This is a genomic window from Oscillatoria sp. HE19RPO, assembly GCF_024220515.1.
In the GTDB taxonomy this organism is placed as follows: domain Bacteria; phylum Cyanobacteriota; class Cyanobacteriia; order Cyanobacteriales; family Laspinemataceae; genus Laspinema.
In genome coordinates, this window is sequence record NZ_JAMXOT010000053.1 from 1 (window position 1) to 20,868 (window position 20,868).

At 47.9% G+C, this 20,868-nt stretch carries 11 protein-coding genes; 8 read left to right on the forward strand and 3 right to left on the reverse strand.

Going from position 1 to position 20,868, the window contains the following annotated elements:
• The first annotated feature begins 172 nt into the window (after nt 1-172).
• The 3 genes from NG833_RS06125 to NG833_RS06135 all read left to right on the forward strand — a co-directional run bounded on the left by NG833_RS06125 (nt 173) and on the right by NG833_RS06135 (nt 7,111).
• The gene (locus NG833_RS06125; protein WP_254564426.1) at nt 173-2,728 is read left to right on the forward strand and encodes a penicillin acylase family protein; all 2,556 of its coding nucleotides are present in this window, start codon (nt 173-175) and stop codon (nt 2,726-2,728) included.
• Nucleotides 2,729-3,549: 821 nt separating this feature from the next.
• Nucleotides 3,550-6,129 carry an EAL domain-containing protein gene (locus NG833_RS06130; RefSeq protein ID WP_254564427.1) on the forward strand — a complete coding sequence of 860 codons (2,580 nt, stop codon included), beginning with the start codon at nt 3,550-3,552 and terminating at the stop codon, nt 6,127-6,129.
• A gap of 160 nt (nt 6,130-6,289) precedes the next feature.
• Nucleotides 6,290-7,111, forward strand: coding sequence for a PHP domain-containing protein (locus tag NG833_RS06135; protein ID WP_254564428.1), 822 nt, complete (start codon nt 6,290-6,292; stop codon nt 7,109-7,111).
• 385 nt (nt 7,112-7,496) lie between these two features.
• On the opposite strand, the gene NG833_RS06140 is transcribed toward NG833_RS06135, so the two are convergent.
• Nucleotides 7,497-9,536, reverse strand: a complete 2,040-nt coding sequence (locus tag NG833_RS06140) for a serine/threonine-protein kinase (protein WP_254564429.1) — start codon at nt 9,534-9,536, stop codon at nt 7,497-7,499.
• Between the two features lie 138 nt (nt 9,537-9,674).
• Here NG833_RS06140 and NG833_RS06145 point away from each other — a divergent pair, with 138 nt between their 5' ends.
• Nucleotides 9,675-9,896 (forward strand): hypothetical protein, encoded by a 222-nt coding sequence (locus tag NG833_RS06145; RefSeq protein ID WP_254564430.1) that lies wholly within the window; start codon nt 9,675-9,677, stop codon nt 9,894-9,896.
• 235 nt (nt 9,897-10,131) lie between these two features.
• Here NG833_RS06145 and NG833_RS06150 read toward each other — a convergent pair whose 3' ends face one another.
• Nucleotides 10,132-10,509 carry an ISAs1 family transposase gene (locus NG833_RS06150; protein ID WP_254564431.1) on the reverse strand — a complete coding sequence of 126 codons (378 nt, stop codon included), beginning with the start codon at nt 10,507-10,509 and terminating at the stop codon, nt 10,132-10,134.
• A gap of 58 nt (nt 10,510-10,567) precedes the next feature.
• Here NG833_RS06150 and NG833_RS06155 point away from each other — a divergent pair, with 58 nt between their 5' ends.
• The 4 genes from NG833_RS06155 (at nt 10,568) to NG833_RS06170 (ending at nt 20,690) form a co-directional block, all read left to right on the forward strand.
• Nucleotides 10,568-10,822, forward strand: a complete 255-nt coding sequence (locus tag NG833_RS06155) for a cupin domain-containing protein (protein ID WP_256555841.1) — start codon at nt 10,568-10,570, stop codon at nt 10,820-10,822.
• A gap of 286 nt (nt 10,823-11,108) precedes the next feature.
• Entirely contained in the window at nt 11,109-17,048 is a 5,940-nt protein-coding gene (locus NG833_RS06160; protein WP_254564433.1) for a PAS domain S-box protein, read from the forward strand.
• A gap of 161 nt (nt 17,049-17,209) precedes the next feature.
• Nucleotides 17,210-19,297: a response regulator gene (locus tag NG833_RS06165; RefSeq protein ID WP_254564434.1), complete on the forward strand. Its 2,088-nt coding sequence runs from the start codon at nt 17,210-17,212 to the stop codon at nt 19,295-19,297.
• A gap of 136 nt (nt 19,298-19,433) precedes the next feature.
• Entirely contained in the window at nt 19,434-20,690 is a 1,257-nt protein-coding gene (locus NG833_RS06170; RefSeq protein WP_254564435.1) for a response regulator, read from the forward strand.
• Here the strand turns inward: NG833_RS06170 and NG833_RS06175 are convergent.
• Nucleotides 20,656-20,868 (reverse strand): hypothetical protein (locus NG833_RS06175; protein ID WP_254564436.1); only part of this gene is annotated, 213 nt, incomplete at its 5' end. The two genes, NG833_RS06170 and NG833_RS06175, sit on opposite strands and share 35 nt — an antisense overlap.

Genomic DNA, 20,868 nt, shown 5'->3' on the forward strand with positions numbered 1-20,868 from the left:
TCCAAAAAATAAAACCTTCAAAAAACCCGCACCCTGAAGGGTGGGGCTACACGGACAAAGCCCGCCTGCGCGGGCTAAAAGAGCCTTGTTAGGTGCGATCGCATCAAAGCAAGGATGATTTATTTGTTGGAATACCCTTACACCCTCATTGTAGTATTGTAGTGATGATTTCATGATGCCCAAGTTTCGTAAAGGCTTGCAAATTTTCGGGGCGATCGCTGTGATCCTCACGGTTACCATCGCCTCCCTTACCTTATATTGGGTGACGGATTCTTGGCCGCAACAATCGGGCCAGATTCTGTTACCCCAATTGAGCGATCGCGTTGAGGTGCGACGGGATGCTTATGGAATTCCCCATATTTATGCCTCCAATGAGCATGATTTATTTCTAGCACAAGGCTACATTCACGCCCAAGACCGCTTTTGGCAAATGGATTTTTGGCGACATCTCGGTGCCGGTCGTCTTTCGGAACTCTTCGGTGACTCACAACTGAAAACCGATCAGTTTTTACGCACCCTAGGATGGGCCAGAATTGCCGAAACAGAAGTCCAAACCTTATCCGATGAATTCCTAGAACCTTTAACCGCTTATGCGGAAGGGGTGAATGCCTATCTTCAAGACCATCAGGGCACCGAGTTAAGTTTGGAATATGGCGTTCTAAAGGTGATGAATCCCAGTTATCAACCAGAACCTTGGCAACCGGAACATACCCTCACTTGGGCGAAGGTGATGGCCTGGGATTTAGGCACAAATATGGATGAAGAAATCGAGCGGGCTGTATTACTTCAAACCTATTCTCCGGAACAGGTAAATGAGCTATTCCCCCCCTATTCTAATCAAGCCCCGGTTATTCTGCCGGATTGGAAAATTGCCCAAGGAAAACCGGATTTAATCGGGAAGCAGTTGGGGGAAATTACATCGGAAGATGCCCCTGTTTCTATAGCGGCGATCGCCTCGCAGCTTTCCCCCACTTTCAATTCAGTTTCTGAACAAATATCCGCCCTGGAAACTCTCACGGGTCCCCGAGGCGGGGAAATTGGGTCGAACAGTTGGGTGGTTTCCGGTGCCAAAACTGCCACGGGAAAACCCCTGTTCGCCAATGACCCTCATTTAGGAATCCAAATGCCTTCGATTTGGTATGAAATGGGTTTACATTGTCATGCTAAAACCCCAGATTGTCCCTACGATATCACGGGATTTTCCTTCGCTGGCATGGTGGGAGTGATTATTGGTCATACCGATCGCATTGCCTGGGGATTTACCAATGTTGGGGCCGATACGATGGACCTATATATTGAAAAAATTAATCCTGAAAATCCCAATCAGTATGAAGTAAATGGCAACTGGGTGGACATGGAGCAAGTCCCTGAAACCATCGAAATTGCGGGGAGTCAACCCGTAGTAGAAACCGTGCGTTACACCCGGCATGGACCCATTATCTCCTCAACTTATTCCAAGGTCAAACCTTTGCTGGTTCCGGATCTAACCCGCAGTAACTCGGACATTTATGCGATCGCTTTGCGCTGGACAGGTTTAGAACCGGCCCGTCTATTTCCCGCAATTATCCAATTGAATCAAGCCCAAAATTGGCAGGATTTTCGCAAAGCTGCCCAGGATTTTGATATTGCTCCTCAAAATCTTATCTATGCTGATATTGACGGAAATATCGGCTATCAAATGCCCGGTAAAGTGCCGATTAGAACCAACAGTGATGGTCGCTATCCCGTGCCCGGTTGGACCGATGAACAGGAGTGGAAGGGCTATATTCCCTTTGAGCAACTCCCCTTTACGTTCAATCCTCCTGCGGGTTATATTGTCACGGCGAATAATGCCGTTGTTGATGAGAGTTATCCCTATCTGATTACTAAAGATTGGGACTATGGATTTCGTGCTCAACGGATTCTGGAACGGGTGAGGGCCAAGGAGGGGAGTTTTGATGTTGAATCCTTTCGGGAAATTCAAGGAGATAATAAAAATCTCAATGCTGAAAAGTTAGTCCCAATTTTGCTCAATCAGCCCTTTGAAGATTCCCGCCTGGAAAGGATTCGCGACTTATTACAGGGTTGGGATTTTCAGGCGGAGGAAACGAGTCCGGAAGCGGCTATTTTTGAAGGATTTTGGAAACAGTTACTTGCAGCAACGTTTCATGATAATTTGCTGTTTGACTTTTGGCCAAATGGCGGTCATCGCTGGATTAAAGTTATGGCCGATTTAGTCGATCGCCCGGATAGTTTTTGGTGGGATAATGTACTCACACCGGAAGTAGAAGACCGCGATTTTATCTTTCAACAAGCCTTTGCTGAAGCGGTGGCAGACCTGGAAAAGCGCTTAGGTAAAAATCCCCAACGCTGGCAATGGGGGGATTTGCATCGGGCGACTTTTAGAAATCAAAGTTTAGGTCAGTCAGGAATTGCTCCGATTGAGGCGATTTTTAATCGCGGTGGAGTCCCGATATCCGGTGGGAATGCCATTGTGAATGCAAACGCCTGGAATGCTCGAAATTCCTTTGAGGTGACTTGGATTCCATCCATGCGGATGATTTTGGATTTGAGCGATTTGAATGGGTCCGTTGCGGTGATGTCCACAGGGCAATCCGGTCATGCTTTCCACCTTCATTATAGTGATTTGATACCCCTGTGGCGCAATCTGGATTATCACCCCATGATGAGTAGTCGTCCGGGGGTAGAAGCGAGTACGAGAGATACCCTGATGTTGCTCCCGAATTAGAGCAGTCTTCCGTTAGAAACAGCAGGCGATCGGTGCAAGGGTGAAGGGTGATCCCAACTTACGGGGTCAGTCTTTAGAGTGAGTCGGTTGTGGTGAATTGTTCATTTCAAGGGATATCTATCTACTCTTGGCCGATCGCTTTGAAATTCAACTCAATCGCTATGAATCAATTAACTTTTTGGACTCAAGACCCGGTTTCATCAATGCTCAGATGAGGGGTCTTACACATCCTAAATTAGGGAAAAAATCTGCTAAAATATAAAAATCATTCCAGCACTTGTGGCGACTATCTTCTAAGGGAACTCCAAAAAATAAAATCCCCAAAAAACCCGCAGGCTGTTCGCGGAGCGTTCCGCTTAGAAAGCCTGGAGGCTCACAGGACAAAGCCCGCCTGCGCGGGCTAACACAGTCTTGTTAGGTGCTTAACCATCGGGATTTGGATGATTTATTTGTTGGAACACCCTAAGCAGAAGCGCTATTCCGTCACGGAATGGAAGGGCTAACCCGGACAAAGGAGCAAAGAAAATGAAGTTATGGAGGGGCAGAATTGACCCAAATCATTTAATTCAATCAGAGAGGATTTACCCCTCTATTCCTTGGGAACGGGAAAACTGCTGGCAACGGAATCGACCCGACCAAATCCTGAATCTGGATAGAAGGCAACCATCAGATTTTAGGTTTCATTTTAACTTTAAAAATTTGCCAGCATTTTCTCTCAAAAGTGATGTACTTCTTCGGCCTATTATAACTCGCGTATCTCTATAATTTTTAGGGCACAACTCACAAAAGTTAGAAGCATTATCAAGAAAAAGTGAAAGCTTATGAAACGAGAGATCGCCGATGAATGGGAATTCAATTTCGCGGGTCCAGGCAGAGTGATAGTCTGGACCCATCCAGGCCTAGTTTGCTTAGGACTGTTCCAAGTCAGGGTTTTACCCCAGGCGATCGCCCTGGCCCCCGTAGGGGAGTTGGCGTGGGTCTTGAGTTTAATTGTCACAACTCTTGCATTGCTTTATCTGGCGATCGCCCGCTTCCGAAAATCCAGCTTAACCGCCACAGTGCAACCGGACGCTCTCCTAAAGGATCTCGGAAAAGGTCAATCTGTCCCCCGGGAAAACTCTCCGGTCATTCTTGGCCCTCGGGATGGGGGAGAACCCGGTTCTCGCCTAAATATAGCACAGGGAACAGCAGAACAGTCGTCCCGAACTTTGTACCCTGGGGTAGAATCGCCTCAAATCAACCCCTTGTTCCCGCAGAGCGTCCAATCCGGAGATCCCGGGCTAGAATTCTTGCAACTCCATATCCAGCGAATGCCCCTCGCACATATTCTCTTTGATGCCGAAGGTCGCTTTCTCGCTTGGAATGCTGGGGCCGAAAGACTATTTGGCTATAGTCGTCAGGAAATCATCGGTCAGACCCCGGATCCGATCGTCCCCCCCCAGACGCGATCGCAGGTTGCCCAAATTTTGCAACGTCTCACCCAAGGAGACCTCACAGCCCATAGCATTAACGAAAATCTCACAAAGTCGGGCCAAACCATTGTTTGTGAGTGGTATAATACCCCCTTGTTTACCCCCAAAGGTCAGTTTGCCGGGATTCTCTCAATGGTGCAAGACATCACCGATCGCTGGCAGAGTGAACTAACCCTGCAATCGATGAATACGGAAATGACCACCCTGTTAAATGCGATTAACGAAGTGGTCCTGCTGTTTGATGCCCGAGGATGCTATCTGAAAATTCTGCCGACGGATTCTCCCTTGCTACAACGTGCCGCATCCCAACTGGTGGGCAAAACCCTCCATGATATTTTTGAGTCTCCCTTAGCCGACCGCTTTTTAGACTACATCCAAAGAACAATCCGGGAACAAAAATCTTTTAGTCTGGAGTATGAACTCTCCCTGGGCGATCGCCCCATAGCATTTTCCGCCAAACTCTCCCCCCTCAATGGCGATCGGGTCCTGTGGGTGGCCCGGGATATCACCGATCGCAAGCATATCCAAGATCTCCTCCGGCGCTATGCCTTCACTGACCCCCTGACGGGATTGGCGAACCGCTGTTCATTTGTGAGATGTCTGGGAATCGCCATGCAGAATGCTCACAATCACCTCCGCACGACCGCATCCACCAGCGAGGCGTCCACCGGGGAGGTGCGATCGGCCAAAGTCGCAGTCCTGTTACTGGATATCGACCGCTTCCGAATCGTCAAATATAGCCTCGGTCATTGGGTAGCCGATCGCCTCCTGGTTGCCACCGCACAACGCCTCCAGTCCTGTTTAAATCCCGGGGCAACCCTCGCTCGCATTGGGGGGGACGAGTTCGCCATTTTGCTCACGGATATCACCTGCCTCGCCGATGTGACCCAGCTTGCCGATCGCATCCAATCCGCCATGCGGTTTCCCTTTTCCCTGGATGAACATGAAATTTTTTCTTCCGTGAGTATCGGAATTGCGCTGGATAACGGCAGCTATCAGCGATCGGGGGAACTGCTGCGCGACGCTGATACCGCCCTTCATTACGCCAAACAGCAAGGTCAGGGCCAGTCTGTTCCCTTTGCCCAGGATATGCATGAAGGGGCGATCGCTCGCTTACAGTTGGAAACCGATTTGCAACGGGCGATCGCACATACCGTCCATCCCACCCGCCCAGAAAACCAGCCGTTTCAAGTGTACTATCAGCCCATCGTTTCCCTCGCTACGGGCAATATTGTGGGATTTGAAGCCCTGGTGCGCTGGCATCACCCAATTCGAGGTTTGGTCTCTCCCGGGGAATTTATCCCCGTAGCTGAGGAAACCGGACAGATTGGCGCGATCGATCGCTGGGTCATGAGCGAAGCCTGTCGTCAGTTGGGGTGGTGGCAACAGCGATATCCGGCAGCAGCGGATTTAACCGTCAGCGTCAATATTTCCGGGGTCAACTTTGGTCAAATCGGTATCATCGAACGGATTGAGCAGACCCTGCGTTCCAGTGGGATTTGTGGCCGTTACTTAAAGTTAGAAATTACTGAAAGTGTGATCCTCAAAAATACCGGGGCCGCCTTAGCACTTCTGGACCGAATTAAAGCCCTGGGAATTAATCTATCCATTGATGATTTTGGGACAGGTTACTCGTCCTTGGCACGGTTACACGAACTGCCGATCAATACCCTCAAAATTGACCGCAGTTTTGTGAGCCGGATGCGGGGATTAGATGAAAGTTGTGACATCGTTCAGACCACTATTGCTTTAGCGCATACCCTCGGTTTGGATGCGATCGCCGAAGGGGTCGAAACCGCCCAACAGGTGGAACTCCTGCGAACCCTAGAGTGTGATTACGCTCAGGGATATTTTTTCTCTAAACCTGTGGACAGTGAAGCCGCTTTAAAGCTAATTCTAGCCGAACGTCAGCTTTTTAAGAACGGATAAAGTCTTCCCCTCGCGGCCAAACTTTGACCCCGAATTGACCCGATCTGCTCAAGTCCCTAATCCCACTCGGGTTTTTTTCCTGCCCTGAGTCCGACAATCGGCTATAATTTTCAAGAACTGAATAAGCAATCATAAAGGCGATTTTAGGTAGAATTAAATCATGCTAGAACTTCACTGTCACACGACCTATTCCGATGGTACTTTGACCCCGACTGAACTGGTGGAACAGGCAGTAGCCGCCGGGGTCCAGGCCTTGGCGATTACGGACCATGATACCATGTCCGGATGGCCCGAAGCGATCGCCGCTGCGGAATCTTTGGCGATCGAAATCGTTCCGGGACTGGAACTGAGTACGGTGCATAACGGGCGATCGCTGCATATTTTAGGCTTTTATCCTGACCGAGAAAAATTACAACAACCCTTAAACGAACGACTGCAAGGCCGAATTGACCGCGCACAACAAACCCTCGACAAATTAGCCGCCCTCGGCTATCCGGTGGAATTACCCCCTTCAAAAGGTGGCATGGCCCCCGGACGTCCCCACATTGCCGCCGCCTTACTCAAAGCCGGTTATATTAAAACCTGTCAAGAAGCCTTTGAACGGTGGATTGGAGAAGACAAACCCGCCTACGTTCATTATGAAAAATTTTCCATTCAAGATGGGATTAATATGTTGCGGAGTTGTGGTGCAGTTCCCGTCTGGGCGCATCCCTATTTGTTTCGCGGTGGCGCTGTAGAAACGGTCTTAAAAGAACTGGTCGAAGCGGGTTTAATGGGGGTTGAAGTCTATCATCCTCATCATACCCCCCAACAAGTCCAGAAATTAGAACAATTTTGTGCAGAATATGGGCTATTGATGACCGGCGGCAGTGACTATCATGGACCGAGTATTGATGGGAGACTATCCAGCCACCTCAATCAATTTCATCTGCCCTTAGAGTTGCTAGAAACCCTCAAAACCGCCGCTCAACAATTGCGCTAAATTTGGCTAAAGTTCGATGAAAATTACATCCTTAAACCATCTCCCCCTAGAATCCGTTTTCCATAATCCGGCGATTCAAAAAAAAGTAATGCTCAAGGCGGGAGAACTTCCAATCGCACGAATAGATAAGTTAAGTTTTGGCCATATTTTTCTGTGAAAATCTGTGAAATCTGTGGTTGACCTTTTTCCATTTTATGCTAACATAAGGATAATGGAGAAGGTGCGGCCATACAGGGTTAGGTTAGTGTAAAATAACAGTTGTCTGTGGGTGGCATAGCTGCTGGAGAGACGCGCTCTTATCGGCGTCTCTACATGAGGGAAACCAAGGCATCGGCGCGAAAATTGTCCCGAAACGGGGAAAAACCTGGATGATAATAACTTCCCTTTACTTCTTGCGCCAAATTTTGATAGTATCTCCAATGCCACTGACAAGGGTCTGCCCGTCGGGGCTAATTGCTACAGAATAAACATTGCTGTAAGGATCCTTTAGGGTGCGAATTAAATTTCCGGTTGTCAGATTCCAAATTTTGATAGTATTGTCTTTACTGCCACTAACAAGGGTCTGCCCATCGGGGCTAATTGCTACAGAATAAACCGACTTAGAATGACCGTATAGGGTGCGAATTAAATGCCCACTTGCCAGATTCCGGATTCTGATATTGTTCCAAGTGCCAATGACAAAGGTCTGCCCATCGGGGCTAATTGCTATAGACTCAATCATGCTGGAAGGGCCCTCTAGAGTGCGGATAAAATCCCCGGTTGCCAGATCCCAGATATTGATAGCAGTGAATGGCGGACTACTACCACTGACAAGAGTCTGCCCATCGGGGCTAATTGCTACAAAATTAACCCCGTTGAAAACAGGGTACTCACCCTGGTTGGTGATGCTGCGGATTAAATCCCCGGTTTCCAGATTCCAAACTTTAATCCTTCCATCATCACTGCCACTGACAAGGGTTTGCCCATCGGGGCTAATTGCTACAGAATTAACTATGCCGAAATGATCCTCTAGAGTGCGGATTAAATCGCCGGTTTCCCGATTCCAGATTTTAATCGTTTTATCATCACTGCCACTGACAAGGGTCTGCCCATCGGGGCTAATTGCTACAGAATTAACCCTGCCGACATGACCCTCTAGGGTGTGGATTAAATCCCCGGTTGCCAGATTCCAGATTTTAATCGTTTTATCATCACTGCCAGTGACAAGGGTCTGCCCATCCGGGCTAATTACCATAGAATTAGCTATAGAACGATTTTCTAGTGTGTTTGCTAGGCTGAGATCGCAATAGCTTTCTCTCCTGAAAACGCAGGGAGTCTCTTTTAGATAGCTATACAAACCTACGCCTGCGCCGCCCAACGCCCCCAGGATAAATAGCCCCATCAATAAACCCGCTTCCACTTGACTTACAGGCCGACGATATAGTAACCGATTACGCCATTCTTGTGACGAGTTAGGAGGTGGATTCAGATCTACCGTTGTCTCTAACTGGCGTTTAGGAGTTGTCTCTAACTGGCGTTCCAGTTCCCCAATGCGCTGCAATAATTCCCGAGCATTCCAAGGTCTTTTGCTAGGAATTCGCGCCATTAAACTATCGATAAAATCTAAGAACAGGGGCGAGGTTCCTGAAACATGACCGCGCCAGTTTAACTCATCATTATGAACATCATAAAAATCAACCGGATCCCCTCCAGTTAATAAATACACAAACGTCCGTCCCAAGGCAAAAAAATCGGATTGGGGTAGGGCTTGACCATGCTGCTGTTCTGGAGGCGTATATCCGGCTGAACTCACGGAGGTAATGGTGCCCGCCCCACCCATTTTCGCTAAATAAGTATAAGTTTCTTGCCGTGCTGTGCCAAAATCAATCAATACCAATTGTCCATTGGGGCGCAGCATGATATTTGGCGGCTTAATATCCCGATGAAAAAACTGCTTCTCATGGACAATCTGCAAAATATCGGCGATTTCTTTTAACCATTTAATCGCTTGTGCCTGAGTAATGCCTTGATTTTGCTTTTGCGCTAACCACTCTTGTAAATTTACCCCCTCAATTTTTTCCATGACAATGCAGTGCAGCCCCACACCCGGTTTTGTCTGATACTGGAAGTAACTATCGACTTGGGGAATGCCGGGATGAGAGAGTTGCCCCAAAACTTTGACTTCTCGCTGAAACAGTTCAACGGCTTTTGCGTTGCTATTCCACTCTTCTTTCAGGACTTTTAGGACTTTTGGGGTAATTTTTGGGGTACTGCTATGGTCATCAACTTCGTAAATGTTACCAAAACCACTACTATCGCTCAACAGTCGCATAACGCGATAGCGCCCTTCGAGGAGTAAGTCGGAACCGCAACTTTGACAGTAGCGGCGATTGAGATTATCCGGGCGATCCGGTTGGCGGCAATGGGGGTTAATGCAAAGGCTCATACTGTTTAAGGTTTGGCTAATCTGGCGATCGCCCTTATGGTTTGCTGATGTAGAGCGATTTATTCGGTTTTGTGAAAGCAGGCGGGTCCTACTGGATCCCCCGCAGGCAATTCTGCAAGCGGTTAGGCTTGCCCAATTATGGCACAGATATTGGCGATGGGGAAGGATGGGATTGTCACGGGTGATGCGAATCGCTATTGGGGGGATTTTCCCGTTGAGGCGCATAATGCGATCGCTGTTTTGGGGTGGAGGGCATCACAAAACGGCGATCGCCTTTCCAAATCTAATTTTGGCTGTCCTATAGATACTGGATTGACCTGTCAAAAGGCTGTGGATAAAAACTTGGGATCGAAAGGCTGATTCTAGGGTAAGCTCATCTCAATCAAGCGTGACAAAAGGAACTCAGAATCGTCATCATATAGCCATCATTCATACCTGCCCGGTCTCTTTTTTTTCGCAAGCTAAGTTGGACAATGGTTTTATGGTTGAGGGTATTGAGTGCCATAGGTCTGAGGACGGCCAAGTTCCTGGGACTGTTCAAAGAGCGAATGGGGCATTTATCTTCATGAAAAGTTACATCTAAAGTCCAGTGGAGTTAGTTCTCAATGCTCCAATGTTGACGAATAGCTTGACCATTAAGCTGGGCATTTACTGGCAATGAACTGAGGTAAAACTGAACTTCATGAGTCGTTTTATTCCAAAGATTTCGGGTTCTTCCTACGATAACAATAGTTTGAAGACTCTCCCATTCTTCTGGTTTATAAAGTCTTGCTAACACCCCTACAGGAACTGCCCAAACTTTCCGCGTTTCAAGCCGATGGTGTCCCTTTTCGGTGCGGACATCATAACTTATCTCAATTCCGGAAAAATTGTGGGTTTTAGCTGCTTCACACCAAGTTTTAACTTGATTAAAAAGCGTGGGATGAGTTGAGGCATTATAGAACTGATAGCGAGCGGATGAAACCCACCACATATCGAGATTTATTTTTGTAACTGTTTATAATAAATTAGATGAGCTTACCCTGGGAGAACTGCCAAACCTTACCAATTTTTCCCAGGCGAAATTTGCTCCGGGTCAAGTGGCTGCCGCCCATGCTCATGGGGATATGTGTGAGGTGTTTTTTGTCTCTCAAGGGTCTGGATTAATTCGGGTCAATGGCACCGACTATCCGATAGAAATGGGGACTGGCATTGCGATAGAACCGGGAGAAGTTCATGAGGTGGTGAATAATAGTTCTCCAGATTTAATCTTGACTTATTTCGGCTTAAAAATTGCATCAATTTAAAAGAGTTGGGCGAGATTTATAGCCAGTCTTGTCGAAATTGTGCAAGTTTAAAAAAAAGTGGGAGCATCTTGCTCTCTACGGCTATTCAGGAGCGAGATACTCCGGCAACGGAGGAAAATACTCCTCACAACAAGGAGTGGGAGCATCTTGCCCCCTGGGGCGGCTCATTTAGATTCAGGGTAAATTAATCTGAATAGGGTACTATTTTTTAAGGGGGAGATGAACAAGGCGGGTTACCGGGTAACTGGTCGTTCATTGCTCCCGTCAATTCTATAAAATTTAATTTATGTCAAACCATTTGGTTCTGAAAATTCTGTGGGTTGAGAATACCCTGAACAAAAATCAACCGATTCAAACGCTTTATAAAGCAACACCGACCCTGGAAAGCGAATTAACCTGTATTGACTCCGTAGAGGCGGCGATCGCCCGGTTAAAACAGCAACAGTTTGATGCGATCGTCCTGGAGTTGTCGCCGGATCGGACAGGGGAACTCGATCGCCTGCATCGCCTGTATGAGACGACATTACCGGAAGACTCCCCAGAGTCGAAAACCCCCGTTTTACCGGGAATTGTGGCCGTGATTCCGGGGGAGGATGAGGAATTTGCATTACAGGCGATCGCCGCTGGCGCACTCGGCTGTTTGTTTACTCCGGAACTCACTGAACCCTTGCTGATTCGGACAATTCGACGGGGGATTCAGCATCGGGACCGGATCCTCTGCGATCGCCAGCTTGAACCACACAAACAACGCCTGATCCAACGACAAAACGAGGCCCTATTAGCCCTCACCACCTCTCACCGAGGCAAAGAGGGGGATTTTACCAAAACCTGCCAGGAGATTACAGAAGTTGCGGCACAAACCCTAGAAGTAGAACGAGTGAGTATTTGGTGGTATAATCGCGATCGCTCCGCCATTCGAGCGGTGGATTTGTTCGAAAGTCCCGAACAACGGCATTCCGAAGGCCTCGAACTGTTTGCTCAGGAGTATCCCAACTATTTCGAGGCCCTCGCCAGCAACCGGGCGATCGCCGCTGATGACGCTCACACCCATCCCGCCACCCGAGAATTTTCCGCCGGTTATCTCACCCCCTTGGGAATTGCCTCTATGCTGGATGCACCGATTCGCTTGGGGGGTCAAGTGGTGGGGGTGCTCTGTTGCGAACAAATGCACATTCGGCGAAATTGGTTGCTAGAGGATCAACAACTGATCTCCTCCCTCGCTGACTTTGTAGCCTTAGGCATGGAAGAGTGCGAACGATTCCGGACCCAAGAAGAGTTACGACATTATCAGGAACATTTAGAAGAATTAGTTGCCGATCGCACCGCCAAATTACAACGGATCAATCAGCAATTACAACAAGAAATCGAACAACGCCACCAAACTGAATTAGCCCTGCGGACCAGCGAATCTAAATACCGATCCGTGGTCGATCATATTAAAGAAGTCATTTTTCAAACCGACAAACAAGGCTGTTGGACCTTCCTCAATCCAGCTTGGACCGAAATGACTGGATTTACCGTAGAAGAAAGCCTCGGACAATCTTTTTTAACCTTTATGGTCGAGGAAGATCGGTCCCGGGGTCAGGAAGGATTGGCCTTACTCACCGATGACCCGATTCACTACAATTGCTTTGAAATTCAACTGCGGACCCAAGATGGTAACCGGCGATGGGTTAATGTTTGTGGTAGTCATTACTTGGACGAAGCGGGAACAGTTTTGGGCCTCTATGGTACCCTAGATGATATCACCGAACGCAAGCAAGTAGAGCAAGCCTTACGGGAAAGTGAAGAACGGTTTCGAGCCATTGCTCAAGGTACATCAGTTCCCTTACTGATTAGTCAGATTTCTGATGGCACGATTGTTTATGCCAATGAACTGCTTGGGGAACTGTTAGGGATTTCACTCTCCGAGTTAATCGGCCAAAGAACTCCCGACTTTTATGTTAATCCCAGCGATCGCGCCGTGATGCTGGCTCAATTAAAGAAAGATGGCTTTCTTTCTGGGTATGAATTGCATATCAAAAATGCCACGGGTACTCCATTTTGGGTTTTGATCTCCATTCAGTTTATTACCTTTAATGGCGAAGCCGCCATGTTGACGACGTTATCGGATATTACCTATCGCAAACAAGCGGAAGAAGCGATTCGGGCTAGTGAACGTAAATATCGGGATTTGGTGGACACCTCACAGGATTTAATTTGGTCTGTGGATCATCAAGGTTGTTGGACTTTTTTGAATCCGGCAACTCGTCATATTTACGGCTATGAACCCGAGGAAATGTTAGGGCGTCCGTTCACCGCATTTCAGCCTCTGCTTGCGGCCCAAACCGATTGGCAAATTTTCCAAGAACTGTTAGCTGGCAAATCCTATTCTCAGTATGAAACGGAACATTTTCGGAAAGATGGGAGTGCCATTTATCTGAGCTTTAATGCTGTGGCTTTGCATGATGAACAGGGAAATGTATTGGGAACCACGGGGACGGCGACGAATATCACCGAACGGAAGCGGACGGAAGATAAATTACGAGAGCGATCGCAACAAGCAAACCTCGGTGCGGAAGTTGGGGTGGCTCTCACTCAGGCGGGAAGTTTACGTCAGATTGTCCAACGGTGCGCGATGGAGATAGTTCATCATCTGGATGCCGCCTGGGTTGCCATCTGGACGTTGGATTCGGGTCAAAACTTGGAATTGCAAGCCAGCGCCGGACTCTGTATGCCTCCCGAGGGCGATCGCACCCCTCTGGGTCAATTTAACCCCCAACAGATTGCCGAATTACGTCAAGTCTACTGGAGCAATGACGCTCTCACTCACCCCGGTGTTGGCGAATGGGTGCAGCAATCTGGACTCATGGCTTTTGCAGGCTATCCCTTGATTGTGGATGATCGGGTGGTGGGGGTCATGGAAATTTTTGCTCACAACCCCTTAAAGGAAACCACCCTAGATTATCTCAGGACGATCGCCGATCGCATTGCCATCGGCATCGATCGCAAGCAAGCAGATTTAGAACAACGCATGGCAACGGAACGCCTGCAATATTTGCTGCGGTCCAGTCCAGCGGTGATTTACAGCCGCAAAGCTACCGGGGATCATGCGGTTACCTTTATTAGTGCCAATGTTAGCACTTTGTTGGGTTATGACCCGAAGGAATTTATAGAAAATCCCAGGTTTTGGGGGAATCGAGTCCATCCGGAGGAATCCAGTCGCCTCCAAGTCGGTTGGACTCACTTGTTAGAGTCCGGGACCAATCGGGATGAATACCGCTTTCAACATCAAAATGGGGAATGGCGATGGATGCGAGATGAACAGAAATTAGTCCGAGATCACGCGGGAAACCCCTTGGAAATCGTCGGTTATTGGGCCGATATTAGCGATCGCAAACTCGCCGAATCCGCCTTACTCGAAACCAGTGCGCGGCTGGATAACATTCTCAGTTCTATTGATGATACCTTGTGGTCGGTGTCTTTGCCTCACCGTACTTTATTATACATGAATCAGGCTGCTGAGAAAATTTACGGTCGCAAAGTCGAAGAATTCTTTAATAATCCCCACCTTTGGGCCACAGTGATTCATCCCGAGGACTCTGCACAACTCAAGCCTTTGTTTGATGTTCTCACATCTCCTGAAAGTAAAGATATCGAATATCGGATTGTGCGGCCTGACGGGGAAATTCGTTGGCTGCGCGATCGCTCTCGAATTATTTATGACGCCTCCGGTACTCCCATCCGCATTGATGGACTCGCCACGGATATTACAGAACGCAAGCGTTACGAAGCGGCACTGGAACAAGAACGTCAGCAATTACGACAAATCGTCACTCATGCTCCTGTAGCGATGGCGATGTTTGATCGGGAAATGTGCTATCTTGCCTATAGTGATCGCTGGTGTTTGGATTATCAGATTACCCAGCCGTCGCTCTTAGGCTGCAATTATTATGAGATTTTTTCCCATCTGGACCCACGCTGGCGGGACATTCATCAACAGGCACTCACGGGAACCGTGATGTCCAGTTCCGAAGATATCTGGGAAAATGCCGATGGTAGCCACCGTTATGTGAGTTGGGCGATTCATCCTTGGTATTCTGCTGATATGGCGATCGGGGGAATTGTGATTGTCAGCAGTGAGATTGATGAATTAGTCCAGGCTCGGGAACAAGCCCTAGAAGCCGCTCGACTTAAATCGCAATTTCTGGCGAACATGAGTCACGAAATTCGGACGCCCATGAATGGGGTTCTAGGCATGACAGAATTGTTGCTCAGAACCCAACTCACAGCCCAACAACGGGACTTTGTACAGACTCTAAAAATTAGCGGAGAAAATTTATTAACCCTGATTGATGATATTCTCGATTTTTCCAAATTAGAAGCTGGAGAAATGCGCCTGGAACATCATGATTTTGACCTCAATCGCACCCTAGAAGAAACCGTTGATTTGTTTACCTTATCGGCAGCTTCTAAACAAATCGAATTAGCCGTTCTGGTTGCGCCCGATGTTCCTCGATATCTTAAAGGCGATGCCAATCGCCTGCGACAAATCCTCACCAATTTGCTGGGAAATGCTATCAAATTTACGGAACGCGGAGAAGTCGTAATTACGGTCAACTGGGCAGAATTGACACCGGAAATATTCCCAGAAGCGCCGGATGGAGCGGCCCGATTTACCCTAGCTTTTTCCGTTCGGGATAGTGGTATTGGGATTGCTCCTAGCGATCGCAACAAACTCTTTCAATCCTTCTCCCAGGTGGATGCTTCAACGACTCGTAAATATGGAGGAACGGGTCTGGGGTTAGCCATTTGCAAGCAGTTAACCCAGTTGATGGGGGGTGAAATTGGGGTAGAGAGTCAATTTGGCGTCGGTTCAACTTTCTGGTTTACGGTGCAATTTGAACAGGTGGAAAATGCTAATCCGAATTTAGGCTTTACCCAGCCCTCCTCCTTCGATGCTGCCTGCTCCATTCTCCGGGAAAAAAAGCTGTTAATTGTTGATGATTCTCCGATTAATCGTCAGGTGGTGCGCCAGCAAGCAAGCCACTGGGGGATGGAGGTATCTGAAGCTGAGGATGGTTTGGAAGGGATTAAACTCTTGCGAAAAGCGGTAGCTGAGGGGAATCCTTTTACTCTAGCTTTGCTAGATATGCAGATGCCCAAAATGGATGGAGAAATTCTTGGACAGCTTATTCTAACGGACCCCGTTTTAGACAGGACTTCGTTAATTATGATGACTTCGATTAATGAGACCTATCAGGCACAAAAGTTTTTAGATTTAGGGTTCTCGGCTTACTTGATTAAGCCGATTAAAGAAGCGCGGTTGTTGGAATGTTTGATTCGCGGGATCAGTTTAGAAGTTCATGAAGGTTCTGGTTCTACCGCCTCTGATAGTTGGGTTGCCTCCTCGCCGCTCCCGGGTAAAAGCGCGGAACCTGCTGCAAAAAATGCCTTGAACATTTTATTAGTGGAAGATACCCGCATCAATCAAAAAGTGGTTTTGAATCAGTTAGAATCCCTAGGATTTGAGGCAGATTGTGCAAATAATGGACAAGAAGCACTGGACAAAATGCAGGGCAAAGCGTATAATCTGGTCTTTATGGATTGTCAAATGCCGGTATTAGATGGGTATGACGCGACCCGCGCGATTCGCCACAGAGAAGGAGACCGCCAACATACCGTGGTGATTGGGTTGACGGCATACGCAATGGAAGGCGATCGCCAAAAATGTCTGGCCGCAGGCATGGATGATTATCTCACGAAACCTGTTTCTGTCAAAGATTTACAACGGGCGATCGCCCAGTGGGGCCACCGGACCCCGGAGCATGAGATCGCCGCTCCCCTCAAACCCAACTCAACGGAGGGACCCACCCCAGACCCATCACCGGAATCCCCGTCATCGGGTGGGGAACCTCCGATTGATGAAAAACACCTATTAGAAATTGCCCGAGGCGATCGTCAGTTTGCGGTGGAACTGCTCACCGCCTTTATCGCCGATGGCAAAGAGTATCTGGAAGATGCCAGTCAAGCGCTCATCCAAGGCGATGCCGTCACCCTCGGACGTAAGGCACACCAAATTCAAGGGGGAAGCGCCACCATTGCGGCGATCGCCATGCCTTCATTAGCAGCTAACCTAGAACAGCAAGCCAAAGACAGTAATTTTGAGGAGGCCGAGGAACTGGTGAGACAACTGACAACGATTTTAAACCAAATTGAGAAATGGGTGCAGGATTGGCCCGTTTAACCCCTTGTGAACCCCTGGCGATCGTCTCAAAAAGATGCTCCATTCCACCCAAGATGAGGGCCGAAAATCCATTGAAATTTGAATAGAAATCGGAAAAAATGTACAGTGAAGAAGAGACTATTGTCCCTTGTCCTTTGTCCTTTGTCCCCCGGCACCTACTTATGTCAAAAATACTCGTTATCGATGATGATGGGGTAACGCGCTTACTCCTGAAACGAAACCTCCAAATGCAGGGATATGATGTAACCTTGGCTAAAAATGGAGCCGAAGGACTGCAACTGGCCGAAGAACTGCGTCCGGATTTAATCGTCTGCGATTGGATGATGCCTTTAGTGGATGGCGTGGAAGTCTGTCGCCGCATCAAAGCTGACCCCCTCTTAGCCACCACCTTTTTTATCCTCCTCACCGTGCGCGGACAAGTTGATGATCGGATTCAAGGTCTCGATGCGGGAGCCGATGAATTTCTCTCCAAACCGATAGAAAGTGATGAATTACTGGCCCGAGTTCGGGCGGGATTGCGACTACGCCAGTTAACCCAGCAATTAAGCCAAGCCAATCAACAGTTATCGGCCCTGGTGGAAGTTCAACAACAGTTATTAAGTGCTGTAGATTCCACCCCGGAAGAAGCTAATTCCTCCTATATTCAGTTACTCTCCCCCCTCGGACAAGCGGCCCAAGCTAGTCGCGCTTATATGAGCGAACTTTATCAGGATCGGGCGGGAATCGAGCCTCTGGTGTTATGTGAGTGGTTTGCAGAAGACCCAACCGGCTACCGGAGTCAACAGAAGTCCTCAGAAGCCGAGGGTTTAATGCCTCCTAACCCCTTACCCTCGCGCTGGATTGAAACCTTCAATAAGAGCGAAATTGTCGCAGGGAAAGTGAGCGATTTTCCCGAAACGGAACGGGAGATATTGGAGCAAGCGCACCTGGATTCCTTGTTGATGTTACCCCTGACCCTCAAGGATGAATTAGTCGGATTTATCGGCTTTGAGAATTGTGCGATCGCAGATCTGGATTCTCTGCTGCCGATTTTGCGGGCGGCAGCCGCAGCGATTTGCCTCCATCGCGATCGCTCCGATGCTGTCATCGCCCTCAGAGCCAGTGAAGCCCGCTATCGGGCAATTATAGAAGACCAAACTGAATTTATCTGTCGCTTTGCCCCCGACGGCACTGTAACCTTCGTCAATGATGCCTACTGTCGGTATTTTACCATGACCCGAGAGGAACTTATGAACGGCTCGGTGGTTCCCTTTCGCCCGGACTTCGCGCGCGATTTTGTCAACTGTCCTGTCATCAATCGGGAAGAAGCAGCAGTGTTACCCAATGGAGAAGTGCGCTGGCATCACTGGACCGAACGCGCTGTCTTTTCTGGGGATGAACTCGTTGAGTTTCAAGCCGTCGGGCGCGATATCACCGAACGCAAGCAAGCCGAAGAAGAGACCCTAAAAGCCCTGGCGAAAGAAAAAGAACTCAATCAACTCAAAACCCACTTCGTATCAATGGTTTCCCATGAATTTCGCACCCCCCTGACTACGATTCTATCCTCCGCTGACTTGCTGGAATATTACCAAGAAGACTTTCCCGACTCAAAAGCCGATAAAAAGCTCCAAGCCATCCAACGGATTCAAAGTGTTTCCGTTAACATGACCCAAATGATTGATGATGTCCTGTTAATCGGTCATGCGGAATCAGGCAGCCTGCAATGCAACCGCAATCCTTTAGACTTGGTTCAATTTTGTCAGCAATTAGTTGATGATATGCAGTTTATTGATAATGGCTTACATGGGATTGAGTTAATCCTTTCCCAACCGAGTCTCTCCGCCTGTATGGATGAAAAATTACTGCGGCATATCCTGACGAATTTGCTCTCCAACGCCCTCAAATATTCCCCAGTAGGGTTGCCAGTTAAACTGGAACTTTGCGATGCTCGCCAAAACTTCGCCATCTTTCACGTCAAAGATCGCGGAATTGGCATTCCCCCAGAAGACCTACCCCATCTGTTTGAACCCTTCCAACGCTGCCGGAACGTCGGTACAATTTCAGGCACAGGCATGGGACTCGCCATTGTCAAAAAATGTGTGGAAATTCATGGCGGAGAAATCCTCGTCCAGAGTGAAGTCAGCGATGGAGAACAACCAAGCGGCACCACCTTAACGGTCATCTTACCTCGGTTTCCCATGACTAACCTGACCTCAAGTCAAAAGGATCAACTTCTCGAAATTTATCCAGCCCAAAAAACGGATGAATAAGTCTTAAACCAAGCCCTTACCCATGACGCTCTTGGCAAATTTTTGTCCCTTTAAACTTAAATTAGTCTTGAATTTAAAATTATGATAAGATGAAACATAGACTGTTTAAAACCAATCATACATCAGGCTAAATACTATGGATAAAATTCTGATCATAGATGATGATTCCGCGACCCGCTTACTCCTTAAACGAGACTTAAAATTAGAAGGTCATGAAGTCACCGTTGCCAAAGATGGGGAAGAAGGGGTAAAACTCGCCCTCGAACTCCATCCTGCCTTAATTATTTGCGATTGGGTGATGCCTTATTTCGATGGGGTAGAAGTCTGTCGCATTGTCAAATCTAATCCAGAATTAGCCCAAACCTTTTTTATTTTACTCACCTCCAAAGTAGATTTAGAAGACCGGATTCAAGGACTTGATGCCGGGGCCGATGATTTTCTTTCTAAACCTGTCAATCCAGCGGAACTTTTAGCCCGGGTTAGGGCGGGACTGCGACTCTATCACTCCCAGCAACAATTAAGCCAATCCAATCAACAACTCAGCCAAACCTTACGGGATTTACAACAAACCCAGGCTCAGTTAATTCAAAGCGAAAAAATGTCCTCAATCGGTCAAATGGTCGCGGGAATTGCTCATGAAATTAACAACCCCGTCACCTTTATTGATGGCAATTTGAATCATGCTGGAAAATACATTCGAGAACTGCTCGACTTTATTCAACTCTTTCAAAAACACTATCCCAATCCGCTACCGGAGATGAAAGAAGCAGCGGAAGAATTAGATTTAGAATTTTTAATGGCCGATTTTCCTTCCCTCGTAGAATCCATGAAACGAGGAGCCAAGCGGATTCGAGAAATCGTTGAATCCTTGCGAACCTTTTCTCATCTGGATGAAGCGGAACTGAAAGATGTAGATTTGCATGAAGGATTGGATAGTACCCTCTCTATTTTAAAGGGTCGTTTAGAAGGAATTGAGACTCAGATTAACTATGGAAAATTACCTCGGGTGGAATGCTATCCCAGTGATATCAATCAAGTATTTTTTCATCTCCTGAACAATGCGATCGATGCCGTCGGAAAACGCACCCCTCTACACAATTCCCCTGCCGCACCTCCCCGGATTCGGATTTGTACCGAAACCCGCACCCCTTCCCATGCGGTGATTCGGATCTTCGATAATGGCATCGGCATTCCCAAAGAGACAATCCCAAATATTTTCAACCCCTTTTTCACCACCAAAGACGTCGGTGCCGGAAAAGGACTGGGTTTAACCATTGCCTATCAAATAGTCGTAGATAAACACGGGGGAAAATTAGAAGTTCATTCCGAACCCGGTCAAGAAACAGAATTCGCAGTCATCATCCCCATCCATCCCCCCAAAAAATTACTTTAAATCCAACCCCTACATCCCCCTCAAAGTTCGTAGTAAAAACTTCAGTCGTTATCTGGTCAAAGTTCGTAGTAACGACTTCAGTCGTTATCTGGTCAAAGTTCGTAGTAACGACTTCAGTCGTTATCTGGTCAAAGTTCGTAGTAACGACTTCAGTCGTTATCTGGTCAAAGTTCGTAGT

Excerpts from the sequence above, each read along its gene's own strand:
- NG833_RS06125 (WP_254564426.1), top strand. The coding sequence starts at position 173 with ATGATGCCCAAGTTTCGTAAAGGCTTGCAAATTTTCGGGGCGATCGCT.
- NG833_RS06130 (WP_254564427.1), top strand. The coding sequence starts at position 3,550 with ATGAAACGAGAGATCGCCGATGAATGGGAATTCAATTTCGCGGGTCCA.
- NG833_RS06135 (WP_254564428.1), top strand. The coding sequence starts at position 6,290 with ATGCTAGAACTTCACTGTCACACGACCTATTCCGATGGTACTTTGACC.
- NG833_RS06140 (WP_254564429.1), bottom strand. The coding sequence starts at position 9,536 with ATGAGCCTTTGCATTAACCCCCATTGCCGCCAACCGGATCGCCCGGAT.
- NG833_RS06145 (WP_254564430.1), top strand. The coding sequence starts at position 9,675 with ATGGCACAGATATTGGCGATGGGGAAGGATGGGATTGTCACGGGTGAT.
- NG833_RS06150 (WP_254564431.1), bottom strand. The coding sequence starts at position 10,509 with ATGTGGTGGGTTTCATCCGCTCGCTATCAGTTCTATAATGCCTCAACT.
- NG833_RS06160 (WP_254564433.1), top strand. The coding sequence starts at position 11,109 with ATGTCAAACCATTTGGTTCTGAAAATTCTGTGGGTTGAGAATACCCTG.
- NG833_RS06165 (WP_254564434.1), top strand. The coding sequence starts at position 17,210 with ATGTCAAAAATACTCGTTATCGATGATGATGGGGTAACGCGCTTACTC.
- NG833_RS06170 (WP_254564435.1), top strand. The coding sequence starts at position 19,434 with ATGGATAAAATTCTGATCATAGATGATGATTCCGCGACCCGCTTACTC.